The 14,372-nt window shown below is 37.0% G+C and carries 13 protein-coding genes; 8 read left to right on the forward strand and 5 right to left on the reverse strand.

What is annotated here, in order from left to right:
• Window positions 1-90 precede the first annotated feature (90 nt).
• The 4 genes from putA to J582_RS12390 all read left to right on the forward strand — a co-directional run bounded on the left by putA (window position 91) and on the right by J582_RS12390 (window position 6,094).
• Window positions 91-3,843, forward strand: coding sequence for a trifunctional transcriptional regulator/proline dehydrogenase/L-glutamate gamma-semialdehyde dehydrogenase (gene putA, locus J582_RS12375; RefSeq protein WP_032047961.1), 3,753 nt, complete (start codon window positions 91-93; stop codon window positions 3,841-3,843).
• 106 nt (window positions 3,844-3,949) lie between these two features.
• A complete protein-coding gene (locus tag J582_RS12380) occupies window positions 3,950-4,423 on the forward strand; it encodes a GrpB family protein (RefSeq protein WP_004709162.1) in 474 nt (157 codons plus the stop codon).
• Window positions 4,424-4,529: 106 nt separating this feature from the next.
• Window positions 4,530-5,615, forward strand: coding sequence for a tRNA (uridine(54)-C5)-methyltransferase TrmA (gene trmA, locus J582_RS12385; RefSeq protein WP_032047962.1), 1,086 nt, complete (start codon window positions 4,530-4,532; stop codon window positions 5,613-5,615).
• Between the two features lie 248 nt (window positions 5,616-5,863).
• Window positions 5,864-6,094: a hypothetical protein gene (locus tag J582_RS12390; RefSeq protein WP_002050077.1), complete on the forward strand. Its 231-nt coding sequence runs from the start codon at window positions 5,864-5,866 to the stop codon at window positions 6,092-6,094.
• A gap of 35 nt (window positions 6,095-6,129) precedes the next feature.
• On the opposite strand, the gene J582_RS12395 is transcribed toward J582_RS12390, so the two are convergent.
• Window positions 6,130-6,876 carry a phosphodiester glycosidase family protein gene (locus J582_RS12395; protein ID WP_032047963.1) on the reverse strand — a complete coding sequence of 249 codons (747 nt, stop codon included), beginning with the start codon at window positions 6,874-6,876 and terminating at the stop codon, window positions 6,130-6,132.
• Between the two features lie 187 nt (window positions 6,877-7,063).
• Between J582_RS12395 and J582_RS12400 the strand changes: the two genes are divergently transcribed.
• Entirely contained in the window at window positions 7,064-7,654 is a 591-nt protein-coding gene (locus J582_RS12400; protein ID WP_032047964.1) for a lecithin retinol acyltransferase family protein, read from the forward strand.
• 45 nt (window positions 7,655-7,699) lie between these two features.
• On the opposite strand, the gene J582_RS12405 is transcribed toward J582_RS12400, so the two are convergent.
• The gene (locus tag J582_RS12405) at window positions 7,700-8,290 is read right to left on the reverse strand and encodes a YceI family protein (protein WP_002049792.1); all 591 of its coding nucleotides are present in this window, start codon (window positions 8,288-8,290) and stop codon (window positions 7,700-7,702) included.
• 214 nt (window positions 8,291-8,504) lie between these two features.
• On the opposite strand from J582_RS12405, the gene J582_RS12410 reads away from it, so the two are divergent.
• Window positions 8,505-8,912, forward strand: coding sequence for an OsmC family protein (locus J582_RS12410; RefSeq protein WP_002049929.1), 408 nt, complete (start codon window positions 8,505-8,507; stop codon window positions 8,910-8,912).
• Window positions 8,913-8,969: 57 nt separating this feature from the next.
• On the opposite strand, the gene tkt is transcribed toward J582_RS12410, so the two are convergent.
• On the reverse strand, window positions 8,970-10,958 hold the full coding sequence (gene tkt, locus J582_RS12415) for a transketolase (protein WP_002050084.1): 1,989 nt from the start codon (window positions 10,956-10,958) through the stop codon (window positions 8,970-8,972).
• Window positions 10,959-11,482: 524 nt separating this feature from the next.
• Between tkt and metK the strand changes: the two genes are divergently transcribed.
• Window positions 11,483-12,649: a methionine adenosyltransferase gene (gene metK / locus J582_RS12420; protein WP_002049844.1), complete on the forward strand. Its 1,167-nt coding sequence runs from the start codon at window positions 11,483-11,485 to the stop codon at window positions 12,647-12,649.
• Window positions 12,650-12,771: 122 nt separating this feature from the next.
• Here the strand turns inward: metK and J582_RS27080 are convergent, their stop codons facing one another.
• Window positions 12,772-13,020: a hypothetical protein gene (locus J582_RS27080; RefSeq protein WP_004702072.1), complete on the reverse strand. Its 249-nt coding sequence runs from the start codon at window positions 13,018-13,020 to the stop codon at window positions 12,772-12,774.
• 258 nt (window positions 13,021-13,278) lie between these two features.
• Between J582_RS27080 and J582_RS0104630 the strand changes: the two genes are divergently transcribed.
• Window positions 13,279-13,467 (forward strand): hypothetical protein, encoded by a 189-nt coding sequence (locus tag J582_RS0104630; RefSeq protein ID WP_016805415.1) that lies wholly within the window; start codon window positions 13,279-13,281, stop codon window positions 13,465-13,467.
• A gap of 72 nt (window positions 13,468-13,539) precedes the next feature.
• Here J582_RS0104630 and J582_RS12425 read toward each other — a convergent pair whose 3' ends face one another.
• Entirely contained in the window at window positions 13,540-14,100 is a 561-nt protein-coding gene (locus J582_RS12425; RefSeq protein WP_002049974.1) for an FxsA family protein, read from the reverse strand.
• Window positions 14,101-14,372 lie beyond the last annotated feature (272 nt).

Below are 14,372 nucleotides of genomic sequence, written 5' to 3' on the forward strand. Positions count from 1 at the left end.
TGAGTTATTCGGTGTTTCTTCTGTAATGATAAATTATCTAAACCTCTCTACTCAAGATGAGTTTACGAGAGCTGGTTGGCGGAAATAGATATGAACACAATGGATACTTTTCATCAAATGGATAAATCTCACCAAGGCTATATCACCGAATTCAACGATAAAAGTGAGTTTGAACAACGCATTAATACAGCTTGGCGTCGTGCCGAACCTGAAGCTGTAGAAGAGCTATTACAAGCTGCTGCGGTATCTGATGATTTAGATCATAAAATTTATGATCTTGCATTTAACCTTGCCCATAATTTACGTGAACGTAAGACCTCTTCGGGTAAAGCGGGTATTGTTCAAGGGTTATTACAAGAGTTCTCTCTGTCTTCACAAGAAGGCGTGGCTTTGATGTGTCTTGCTGAAGCTTTGCTTCGTATACCAGACACAGCAACACGTGATTTGCTCATTCGCGATAAAATCAATCAAGGTAACTGGAAAGAACACGTTGGCCAAAGTAGCTTAATGTTTGTAAATGCTGCAGCATGGGGCCTCATGTTAACCGGTAAGCTTATGGAGACACCAAAGCAAACCAGTCTTTCAAGTGTACTTACTGGCCTTTTAGCCCGTAGTGGTCGTGGCATTATTCGTAAAGCAGTTGATGTAGCAATGCGTATGATGGGTGAACAGTTTGTAACTGGTGAAACCATCGAAGAAGCTGTCGACCACGCAAAAGTACTTGAAGATAAAGGTTTCCGCTATTCTTATGACATGTTAGGTGAAGCTGCCTTAACCAAACATGATGCTGAACGCTACTTTAACGATTACACACAAGCCATTCATGCAATTGGTAAAGCGTCTAATGGTAAAGGCGTTTATGATGGCCCTGGTATCTCAATTAAGCTTTCTGCTTTACATCCACGTTACCAACGTGCGCAAATTGAACGTGTTCACAAAGAACTCTACGGCAAAGTATTTGAGCTCGCTCGTTTAGCTAAACAGTACAACATTGGTTTAAATATCGATGCAGAAGAATCTGAACGTTTAGAAATTTCTCTTGAGTTACTTGAGCGTCTTTGTTTTGAGCCAGAACTTGAGAACTGGAAAGGTATTGGATTCGTTATTCAAGCTTACCAAAAACGCTGTTTCTTCGTAGTTGATTATATTATTGATCTTGCTAAACGCAGCCAAAAGCGTCTCATGATTCGCCTTGTAAAAGGTGCATATTGGGATAGCGAAATCAAGAAAGCGCAAATCGAAGGTATGGATGACTACCCTGTCTTCACACGTAAAGTGCATACAGATCTGTCTTATATTGCTTGTGCTAAAAAATTACTTGCAGCGCCTGAGTTCATCTATCCACAATTTGCGACTCACAATGCTCAAACACTAGCAACAATTTATCATTTAGCTGATCCAAGCAAGTATTATGCTGGTCAATATGAATTCCAATGCTTACATGGCATGGGTGAACCACTTTATGAACAAGTTGTTGGTCCACGTGAACAAAATAAATTAGGCGTGCCATGCCGTATTTATGCTCCGGTTGGTAACCACGAAACATTGTTAGCTTATTTAGTCCGTCGTTTACTTGAAAATGGTGCGAATACTTCATTTGTTAACCGTATTGCCGATAAAACACTTAAAGTTGAAGATCTTATCCAGTCTCCAATTTATGATATTCGTAATGCAGCTAAGCTTGAAGGTTCAGTTGGTTTAAAACATCCATCAATTCCACTACCTTTAGATATGTACGGAACGCTTCGTAAAAACTCTAAAGGTTATGACTTAGCAAATGACACCCCACTTGCAGCTTTAGATAGCACAGCTCAACAGTTACGTAACCGTATTTGGCAGAGCCATCCATTATTAGGAAATAGCGATTTATCGAAACAAGGTCATTCTATTGCAATTACAAACCCAGCACAAAATGATGAAATTGTTGGTTATGTACAAGAAGCTGATCTTAATGATGTAGAAATTGCACTTAATGCAGCTGAACAAATACAAATTGAGTGGGCAAATACACCTAAAGATCAACGCGCTCAATATTTAAAACGTGCAGCTGACCTTATGGAAAGCCGTATCCAAGAGTTAATGGTATTACTTTGCCGTGAAAGTGGTAAAACTTATGCGAATGCCATTGCAGAAGTTCGTGAGGCTGTAGATTTCTTACGTTACTATGCAACTCAGGTTGAAAATCTTCCTAACAATACAACCATTCAGCCACTTGGTACTGTACTTTGTATTAGCCCTTGGAACTTCCCTCTTGCGATTTTCTCTGGTCAAATTGCTGCAGCACTAGTTAGTGGTAACTGCGTTATTGCAAAACCTGCCGAGCAAACACCTTTAATCGCAGCTCAAGCAGTGCAAATTTTATGGGAAGCGGGTATTCCACATGGTGCTGTACAGTTATTACCAGGTCGTGGTGAAACAGTAGGTGCTCAGCTTAGCCAAGATCGACGCATTGATGGCATCATGTTTACCGGTTCAACTGAGGTTGCAAAAATTTTGCAGAAGACAGTTGCAAAACGTTTAGCTGCTAATGGTCAATCTATTCCTCTCATTGCAGAAACTGGTGGCCAGAATGCAATGATTGTGGACTCATCTGCATTAACTGAACAAGTTGTACTTGATGTTGTAAGTTCTGCATTTGATAGCGCAGGTCAACGTTGCTCTGCTTTACGTATTTTATGTGTACAAGAAGATAGTGCTGCAACCGTTATTAAAATGCTTAAAGGTGCAATGCAACAGTTAATTGTAGGCAACCCTGCTATTTTAAAAACTGACATTGGTCCAGTTATTGATGACGAAGCAAAACAGACGATTGACCAGCACATCCAAAAAATGAAGTCTAAGGGCTATCCAGTACATCAATTGATGTTTGGAGCGACAAGCCAAACTGAATTAGATAAAGGAACTTTTGTTGTACCAACAGCAATTGAGTTACCTAACCTCGATGACTTACAGCGTGAGGTTTTTGGTCCGGTTTTACATATCATTACCTATAAGTATGGTGAGCTTGAACAACTCATCTCACGCATTAATGCTAAAGGTTATGGCTTAACAATGGGTCTACATACTCGTATTGATGAAACCATCCAAACCGTAATTCAACATGCTGAAGTTGGTAACCTTTATATCAACCGTAATATTGTTGGGGCCGTTGTTGGCGTTCAACCATTCGGTGGTGAAGGTTTATCTGGTACAGGTCCTAAAGCGGGTGGCCCTCTTTACATGTATCGCTTAATGCAGGATTGTTCAAATAAAGTATTAGCAACTCCATTTGCGGTAAAAAATGAGCAAACCATTTTTGAAGGCTTTAACCGTGAGGTTTATCAAAGCTTACAAAACTGGGCGAAACAACATTTACCACAAGCAAGTCGTGAAATTGAACCATTTGGTGTAGGCAAGTTTTATGAGTTACAAGGCCCTACTGGGGAAAGTAACCAATATATTATTTTGCCGCGTCACCGTGTGCTTTCAATTGCCGACAATGAACAAAATCAATTACATCAATTGCTCGCAATTTTTGCAGTGGGTAGCCAAGCTGCTGTAATGCCAAATAGTCCATTGTTGGCAAAACATAAACAAACGTTGCCAAAAGATGTTCTTGATGCGATTACTACAGTTAAAAACATCACATCAGATAATTTTGATGCTGTTTTACACCATGGTAGTCGTGAAGAGGTTCTTTCTTTACAGCAAGAAATTGCTAGCCGCTCTGGCGCAATTGTTGGCATTACACATGTTGAATCAAACGAGTCGGTTACACTTGAACGTTTAGTGATTGAACGTGCAATTAGTGTGAATACAGCTGCTGCTGGTGGCAATGCAAGCTTAATGACTATGTCTGACTAACACATAAATTTATCTAAAAAGCCCAAATTTCAGTATTTGGGCTTTTTTGTTTAATCGAGTAATCTCTTTTTAAATATATAAATGTTATCGATTAGCGAATTTCATAATGATCTTTTTAGAACCAGAACAATATCAACAAAATTGTGTTCATCTTTTCAACTCATATAAAAAGAATATCTCCTCCCTTTTACCATTTGCCAAAATTGAACATATTGGTTCGTCTGCAATCCCAAATGCGATTTCAAAAGGTGATTTAGACATTTATATTGAAGTGATGTCTGATCAATTTGAATTCGCAATAGAACAATTAAAAACACTTAATTTTATAGAAAAACAAAATACCCTTAGGACACATGAGCTTTGCATGCTTGAATCAATGAACGATGATGAAGTTGCATTTCAAATTGTAGTAGCCGATTCAGTATTTACGTTTTTCTTAACATTTAGAAATAAGCTTATAGATTCACCGCTGTTGGTGCATGAATATAATCAATTAAAATTACAGTGTAGCCATTTAGATCCCGATCAATATAGAGCAATAAAATCAGATTTTATTAACCGCGTCTTAAATCATCTCTAATTTAAGTACCCTATTTCTTTATGAATATCTGACTAAAATTGGCTCCTGCAAGCTCGATTTTTTTGATACCATTCACTATTTGATTCTGTCTAAATTTTCTTTGTCTATGACCTCTTCTTATCGTCAACAACTTCAAGCTAAAATTGATCGCATTACTACTCAATTTTCTGAATTTACACCGCCTACATTAGAAGTGTTTGAATCACCTGAACAACATTTCCGTATGCGTGCTGAATTTCGGATCTGGCATACAGAAAATGATATGTTCTATGCCATGTTTGAACGCAATGATGAAGACAAGCAAAAAACAGTTGTCCGCATAGATGATTTTCCTATTGCAGACAAAAGCATTAACGATTTAATGCCTCGCCTTTTAGCAGAACTCAAAGCTGAGCCTTTACTTTCACAGCGTTTATTTGAAGTTGATTTTCTCGCAACACTTAGTGGAGAAATGCTAGTTACCCTGATTTATCACCGTAAGCTTAATCAGGAGTGGGAACAAGCAGCTAAAGCACTTGCTGAAAAACTAAATATTAAAATTATGGGCCGTAGCCGAGGTCAGAAAGTTGTTATTGGCGATGACTTTGTTGTAGAAGAATTTGAACTTTTAAACCGTACATTCAAATACAAACAAATTGAAAGCAGTTTTACTCAGCCGAATGCTCAAGTTTGCAAAAAAATGCTGCAATGGGCATGTGATGCAGCCGAGGGTTCGAAAAAGTATTTACTAGAACTTTATTGTGGTAACGGTAACTTTACCCTTCCATTATCACTAAAATTCGAATGCGTACTTGCTACCGAACTTGCTAAATCATCAGTTTATGCGGCTCAATGGAATATTGAACAAAACCAGATCGATAATATTCAGGTAGCACGCCTATCAGCTGAAGAGTTTACTCAAGCTTATCAAGGTGAGCGTGAGTTCCGTCGTCTGCAAGAAGCAAATATTGATATTCGAAGTTATAACTTTGATACCGTATTTGTAGACCCTCCGCGTGCAGGAATTGATGATGAAACTTTAAAACTTTTACAAGGTTTTGAGCGTATCATCTACATTTCATGTAATCCCGACACTTTATATGAAAATTTAAAAACGCTGACAAAAACTCATCGAGTGACTAAGTTTGCTTTATTTGATCAGTTCCCTTATACACATCATGTTGAGTCAGGTGTATTACTTGAGAAGATTTAAACAAAATTTTTCAATGTAACACTATTTTATAAGGAGATTAAATATCTCCTTATTTTTCAACACCTTTTAATTAAGTATTTAAATTTAAAAAAAATATCAAGTCATCTATTCGTCATAATTTCGTTTAACTCAACCATTACTATCGAAAATTCTCTAGTTCAACTGGTGGATTTATCACTTATAGAGACTTGTATTTTAATTTAATTTGGCTATATTTCGATCTATGTTAGGTTGTATATGAAGGCTCTATGAGTTTTTGGCAAAAGCTGTTCTTAGCAGATCAACAGCATAACGAGCATAAGAATCAAACTGCTTGTGTTGAAAATGACTGCTCATGTAAAACTAATGAACAACTTCTAAGTGCGCTTGCACAAGCAACAGATGAAGATGTCATTATGGGAATAAAAAAAGTTCTTATTTCCCGTGGGTATAGCCGTAAAGAGTTAAATGAACTCATTCAAAAACCATCTATTCATTAATTATAAAGCCAGTCATGTCCTGGCTTTTTTGTATTTTATTTGACTTCACAATTTGTGTGGCTGACTAAACCAATAATAGGTCCCATATAAAATTTTCTATCATTACGGTTATTCTTAGGCAAATACAAACTAGAGATAGAACCGTCAAGGTACAGAGCTTGCTCGACTTCAAGATTTTTTTGGAAGAACTGAGCAAAACTATAGAAATTCACTCTATTTTTAGATATCACAAAATACAATTTATTATTTTTTATACCTACCCCATTACGTATTTTCTTTGAATCGCTATTTGCTAGAAATAAGGGATTTATTTTGCCATTAATCAGCAACATAGGGCCAGATTGAGTTGCATATTCGGGTTGAAAAGCTTTTGCTTTATATTGTTCAGTTGTCAGTATAATAGCTTGTTTGTCATTCCATGCTAGAACTCCATTAGGCTGCAAAAAGAAGTTACCCCATCCATTATCTTCATTTAAAGGTTGGCTCTCTCGCCCATTTTCAATATATAGCCCAACTGGAGAGAAGCCAGAATGAAACATACCTGCATTCATTGCAAAAGTAAGCTGTTCGCATGATTTGAGTTGGCCTTGAATATTGTCGAAGCTTTTATAATATTGACTCGTTTTTGGATTTTGCAAAAATAAGCGCAATTGATTTAAATTTGAAATTTCAATGACTTCAAATTGATCATCGGTAGCATTTTGCATTTGGCTATACTCTTCTGCTAAAGCAGATTGCCCAAAGACCATAAAATTAATAATACACAGCATGAGTATTTTCATTAATGGCAAACCTCATATGTCATTTTCTGTTCATAGCAATACTTTATTAAATAAAATGCTTTGATGTGATATATACCCGAAAGGCGCTTATTCCACCTAAACAATACACTAGAGCACAACTATATTCGTTATAATAGTGAACAGCTTTTAATAAAAGTGATCAAAACTTTATTGGATCAGCGTGAAAATGCAACAAACAAATAAACGCTACCCTTTAGGGGCTCATCTTATTGTAAAACATCTCGGCTATAGCCATCATGGTATTTACTCTGGGAGAGGTCGAGTTATTCATTATTCAGGCCTAGCACATTTCATCAAAAAACGACCCATTGAAATTACTTCATTAGATGCCTTTTCTCATGGCAAAAAAATTCATGTGCGTTCTTATGATGCGCCACGCTACAAAGGAAAAGTGGTTGTTCGACGTATGCGCTCACGCATGCACGAAAACCATTATCATTTGATCATTAATAATTGTGAACATTTATGCAGTTGGGCCATCACTGGTATTGAAACTAGTACTCAAGTTGAGCGTATGATGCATCGCTTAACCACCATTGGTTACGTAAGTTCGATCATGAGTTATATGAATGGCATGATGCTGACCGTAGCAACCACCTGCTTTGCTCTTGTTCTTTATATTAAAAAGAAATTACGTGATCAGGCAAAAATGAAAGTGCCAACTTATCAATTTTTAAGAGAAAAAGCCGAAAAAAGAAATGTAGATCCTTCTCAACCCTTAGTTTTTATAGAACCCGATAAAAAAGAACCAATCTAATTAAAAAAGTCCTCATCATTGAGGACTTTTTAGAAAACTTACAACTTATTTTTTAGCTGCACTAGCTGCCGTTGCTTCAGTCGTAATGTTTACAGTGATTTTATCACCTACATTAGGCACATAGTTGCCTAGACCGAAATCAGAACGATTGAATGAAGTTGTCGCATTGAAACCAATCGCTGGAACTTTTGCCATTGGGTGTTCACCCTGTTTGTTTAAAACAGCATCAAGTACAACTGGCTTAGTGACACCTTTAACAGTTAGGTCACCAGTAATTTTGAAGTGTTTTTTATCTTTAGTTTCTACTTTCGTACTTTTGAAAGTGATATTTGGATATTTAGCTGCATTAAACCAAGCTTCTTGTTGGAATTCTTTATCTAAAGCAGGCACGTTTGTATTTACACTGCTTAAAGGAATTGTCACATTTACAGAAGAATTTGCTGGTTTAGCATTATCAACTTTAATTACACCTTGGATGTCCGAGAAGTTAGCGCTTGGGGTTGAAAAACCAAAGTGATTCCATGAGAAAACAGTCGCTGTATGTGTTGGGTCAATTTTATAATCCACTGGTGCAGCTAAAGTAACTGTACTTGCCAACGCTGCTGCTAAACCGAAGCTTAATGTTTTAAGATGCATTTTTCGTATCCTTTATTGATATAGTCGTTAGTGTATACATCAAGTAATTTAATTCACTATTCTTTATAAAACGATATGTTTCATCCATGCAACAATAAAAGCGTTACAGTTGTTATTCAAAACCCATATTATAAAGTATAGATATTTTTCTATCCGAAACCTTCAGATTTATTGGTTTTTACTTCGATTTTATTGATAAATAACAAGGTAAAACATGGCTAACACTGTTCAAGCCCAAAGCACTTCTACTCCGTACCGAGTAACACTTACCGATCCGTCAGGTCATCAATGGTTTGCAGACGAACCAACTGATAAAGGTGGACAAGATACAGCTCCAAATCCAGTTCAGCTTTTACTATCAGCTTTAGGCGCGTGCACTACAATTACACTAGAAATGTATGCAAATCACAAAGGAATTAAGCTTGAGCATGTACAAGTCGATTTAGCTTTAAATCCAAATGGTGATCCGGAAGCTGGTCAAAATAACATTGAACGTAAAATTACGCTAAAGGGTGAATTTACTGAAGATCAACATAAACGACTTTTAAAAGTTGCTGAAAGCTGCCCAATTCATAAGCTTTTAACTTCTAATATTTCAATTCAAACTGAGCTTAATATTTAAAAAATTTATAAAAAAAGCGCCCCAATCAGAGCGCTTTTTTTATACTACTTAATTAGATTAAGCAGTCAATTCTTTTACTGCAGCTACTACAGCTTCAGTTGTAATACCAAAGAATTGGAACAAGTCTTTCGCTGGTGCTGACTCACCATAAGTTGACATACCAATTACTTTGCCATCAAGACCAACAAACTTCCACCAGTAGTCAACATGAGCTGCTTCAACCGCAACACGTGCACGGATATGAGCTGGCAATACAGCTTCACGGTATGCAGCATCTTGTTTCATGAACTCTTCAGCACATGGCATTGAAACAACTCGAACACCTTCAAGCTGAGCATAAGCTTCCATTGCTAAAGAAACTTCAGAACCAGTAGCAATAATAATTGCTTTCAACTCGCCTTTCTCTTGAGCAAGAACATAACCACCTTTTGCTGCATTCTGAATTTGTTCTTCAGTACGCGTTTGGAATGGCAAGTTTTGACGAGAGAAAATAAGTGCTGTAGGGCCATCTTTACGCTCTAAAGCAGATTTCCATGCAATTGCTGTTTCAACAGTATCAGCAGGACGCCAAGTATTTAAGTTTGGTGTACCACGTAAAGAAGCAATTTGTTCAATTGGTTGGTGTGTTGGACCATCTTCACCTAAACCAATTGAGTCATGTGTATAAACATGAATTACACGTTGTTTCATCAATGCAGACATACGCACTGCGTTACGTGCATATTCCATAAACATTAAGAATGTTGCCACGTAAGGAATGAAACCGCCATGTAATGCAACACCATTTGCAATTGCAGTCATACCAAACTCACGTACACCATAGTAAACGTAGTTACCCGCTGGGTTTTCTTGAACACCTTGGCAACCTTTCCAAAGTGTTAAGTTAGAACCAGCCAAGTCCGCAGAACCACCTAATAATTCAGGTAATAAAGGACCAAATGCTTGTAATGTGTTTTGACTTGCTTTACGAGTTGCTACAGTTTCAGCTTTAGCATTTGTCTCACGAATAAACGCATCTGCTTGAGCTGAAAACTCTGCTGGTAAATCACCGTTAATACGACGAAGTAACTCAGCTGCTTCTGTAGGATATTTTGCTTGGTATTGAGCAAATACTTCATTCCAAGCTGCTTCAGCTTCATTACCTTTTGCTTTAGCATCCCATGCAGCATATACATCAGCAGGAATAACAAATGCTTCTTCAGTCCAACCTAAAGCTTCACGAGTTAAGGTAATTTCATCTTTACCTAATGGCGCACCGTGACAATCTTCTTTGCCTTGTTTGTTTGGAGAACCTAAACCAATAATTGTTTTACAAATAATAATCGTTGGTTTTTGAGTTTCAGCTTTAGCTTCAACTGTTGCTTGACGAATAGCATCAGCATCATGGCCATCTACACGAAGAACTTGCCAGCCATAAGCTTTAAAACGCTCTTCAGTATCATCACTAAACCAGCCTTCTACTTCACCATCAATCGAAATGCCGTTGTCATCATAATAAGCAATCAATTTACCAAGCTGTAAAGTACCTGCCAATGAACATACTTCGTGAGAAATACCTTCCATCAAACAGCCGTCACCCAAGAAACAATAAGTGAAGTGATCAACTACTTTTAAATCATCTTTATTGAATTGAGCAGCTAAAGTTTTTTCAGCCAATGCAAAACCAACGGCGTTTGCAATACCTTGACCTAAAGGACCAGTCGTTGTTTCAATCCCTGGTGCATAACCATATTCAGGGTGACCAGGAGTTTTTGAATGCAATTGACGGAATTGTTTTAAATCTTCAATTGAAAGATCATAACCTGTTAAATGAAGCAAAGCATATTGCAACATTGAACCATGACCATTTGACAAAACAAAACGGTCACGGTTTGCCCATTGTGGATTAGTTGGGTTGTGATTTAAAAACTCGCGCCAGACGACATCAGCAATATCTGCCATCCCCATTGGAGCACCTGGATGCCCTGAGTTTGCCTGTTGCACAGCATCCATTGCCAATACACGAATTGCGTTTGCAATACGACGTTCGTTTAAAGGGGTCGTCATAGATCAGAATCCAATTTTAATAGATTGATGAAAAGAAGATGATGAATAACCATTCAATGCCGCTATATTGTCTTAAAAAAACGCCTAGGGGTAAACCCCAACACGGTATATTTCTTTATTTTTAACCTTTTCTTGGTTACTCAAAAAACATTTAGATTCTTAAGCTGTGTAAAACAATACTATTTACGGGTACTTCTATCCTCAACAATTGTAGAGATATCCCGCTTTGATCAACATATAAAGTTATATTTATTCTCTTTAATTATAGTCTTTCGCTTCATAGTCTAAAATTTTTGGTTAATATTTAACAAAATCAAATGTTTAAAATTTAGACATTTTTTTAAATTTTTTATATAAAAATAATTAATTTTCATCTAGCTATATCAATTTCCCTGATACACTTATCAATTAAAACATAGTAGAAATGAAAGAAATTCATGCTTTTTAGTCAGTATGAACTGGTCCTCAAGCTCAAGTCGATGTAACATATTATGTCTTTTTGAAATAACCAAGATAGGACTTTCATGCGCGAGTACGCTGTTTTTACCTCGGAATCTGTAAGCGAAGGTCATCCCGATAAAATGGCCGACCAAATTAGCGACGCTATTTTGGATGCAATCTTAAAAGAAGACCCATACGCACGTGTTGCTTGTGAAACACTGGTAAAAACAGGCGCTGTTGTACTTGCAGGTGAAATCACAACAACTGCGAATATTGATGTAGAAGCTGTAGTTCGCCAAACTGTTAACGGTATCGGTTATCACCATTCAGATCTAGGCTTTGATGGATCAACTTGTGCCGTAATCAACATGATTGGTAAACAATCACCTGAGATTGCACAAGGTGTGGATCGCCAAAAACCTGAAGATCAAGGTGCTGGTGACCAAGGTTTAATGTTTGGTTATGCAAGTCGTGAAACTGATGTGCTTATGCCAGCTCCTATTTCTTATGCTCACCGTTTAATGGAGCGTCAAGCTGAGCTTCGTCGTTCAGGTGCATTACCATGGTTACGTCCTGATGCAAAAAGTCAGGTTACTTTTGCGTATGAAAATGGCAAGCCTGTACGTTTAGACGCAGTAGTACTTTCTACTCAACATGATCCTGAAATTACTCAAACTCAGCTTAAAGAAGCTGTAATTGAAGAAATTATCAAACCGATCATCCCTGCTGAAATGTTCCATGCAGCCACTAAATTCCATATTAACCCGACTGGTATGTTTGTTATCGGTGGCCCTGTAGGCGACTGTGGTTTAACAGGTCGTAAAATCATTGTTGATACTTATGGTGGTATGGCTCGTCACGGCGGGGGTGCATTCTCTGGTAAAGATCCATCTAAAGTAGACCGTTCAGCTGCATACGCTGGTCGTTATGTTGCTAAAAATATTGTTGCGGCTGGACTTGCTGACAAATGTGAAATTCAGGTGAGTTATGCAATTGGTGTTGCAGAACCAACTTCTATTTCAATCAATACTTTTGGTACTGCAAAAGTTTCTGATGAGTTAATTATCCAATTAGTACGTGAGCATTTTGATTTACGTCCATTTGGTATTACTCGTATGCTTAACTTGATTCAACCAATGTATAAACAGACAGCTGCTTACGGTCATTTTGGTCGTGAAGGTTCAGATTCTGCATTCACATGGGAAAAAACTGACAAAGTTGAAGTACTTAAAGATGCGGCGGGCCTTTAAGCCCTATATATTAAAAGCCCGCTTAATGCGGGCTTTTTTTATTATTTTTTATATTTTGTTAAAATTAAGCAATAAACTTTCCAACACACATTATTTAAAAGTATGTAGCAAATTAAGCACTACTACTGTTTCGTAGTTTTATCACCTTCATTTAGTACATCTAATAAAGTCGATTGAGTAGGTGTATCCTGATGATTTTGAATATAAATATGGACAACTTTGAATACAACAACTACTGCCAAACAAGCCATCACACAAAACATCCATAACCCATAAGGACTACGAATATGATGTGAACCACAATATGGACATGATTTGTCAGTTGATGCCACAACTTTGTCACAACACGCACAATGATATTGATATAGCATAGGTAACCCTCCTTCCCTCACTTCAACCGTTGTTGTTTTAATAGGTTTGCTACAATTTTTAATTTATACATCCTTTATATTTATCCTATGTGAAATGAAAAGAGAATTCAATCTGAATGAACAATGCGTTCATTTTTAAAAAATTTAGTTTATACAAGGAGATAAATTAAATATTATTTTTTCTGTACTATTTTTCTTATTTTGATATTTTGCTGAATTTGTTAAAATACATGAATAATTCATTTTCTAGGCCAATCCATGTCACACACCCAGCTCATTAATAAAGGTGGCTTTCGTGAAAGAGCCAATAGAAGCCGGAAGTATCAACAATCTGAAAACAAGCAGACAGCTCTACCTTCAAATAAGTATCAACCTCAGACGAAGTCAGAAGAAAATCCAACTGTAATAGCTCAAGATGGAATAGATAATGCTGATTGTTCAAATTAATAATCGATAGAATATTAAAAAAGGCCTAATCATTTAAGATTTAGGCCTTTTATTTTTTATATAAGGAATTAATCAATCCTTATTTTTATGTTCAATTTTCTTATGGTCTGGGGTAACTTCTCTCGCTTCGCCATCGATAATGCTGGAGTCACCACGGTATTGATTGCCACCTTGTGAGTTCTGCATATCCTGCATTTGACGCATTAAATCAGCAAATGGGTTTTGACCAGCACCTGCTCCGCCCATGCCACCCATCATTTTTTCCATCATTGCTTGCTGACGCTTTGCAAGTGTTCTCATTGCGATATTACGAAACGCAGTTTGCACGCCTGGAATTAGAATTAAAAGCGCTAACACATCAGATACCAGACCAGGCACCATCAATAAAAAACCTGCAAAAGCATATGCTAGTTTTTTAGTTACTGTCGGATCACTGCCTAATTGCCCGGTCATCTGCATTTGTTGTAATTGCGGCATAATACCAGCCGTACTTTTGCGAATAAGCGTAAGACCAATAAAGAAAGCAATAATGAACCAGAAAAACACATACCATCCACTGATGAACTGTGCTACGCCAATCCATACGGCAATTTCAACAATCGCGCCCAGAACCACAATAAGAAGTAAATTCATGTAAAACTTTATCTATCTCAAAAAGAAAATTCATAGCAGTTTTAGCTATCTAATCCATGAACCATTTTCAGTTGAAAATACGGATTAAAGAGCTTGTAGTGAAGCTTAGGCAATGTTTTCTTTTAACCTAAAAACATGGCTAAACCCAAATGCTGCAATACTATCAATAAGACTGATTTAAATTAATAAAATAGCCATACTTTATTATTAATGAGTGCTATAACAACTTTATCAAGTGTTTTTTCTACAAGATTGCAATTTTTTCATAAATT

It is taken from the genome of Acinetobacter sp. 1566109, assembly GCF_000582255.1.
Taxonomy (GTDB): domain Bacteria; phylum Pseudomonadota; class Gammaproteobacteria; order Pseudomonadales; family Moraxellaceae; genus Acinetobacter; species Acinetobacter nosocomialis.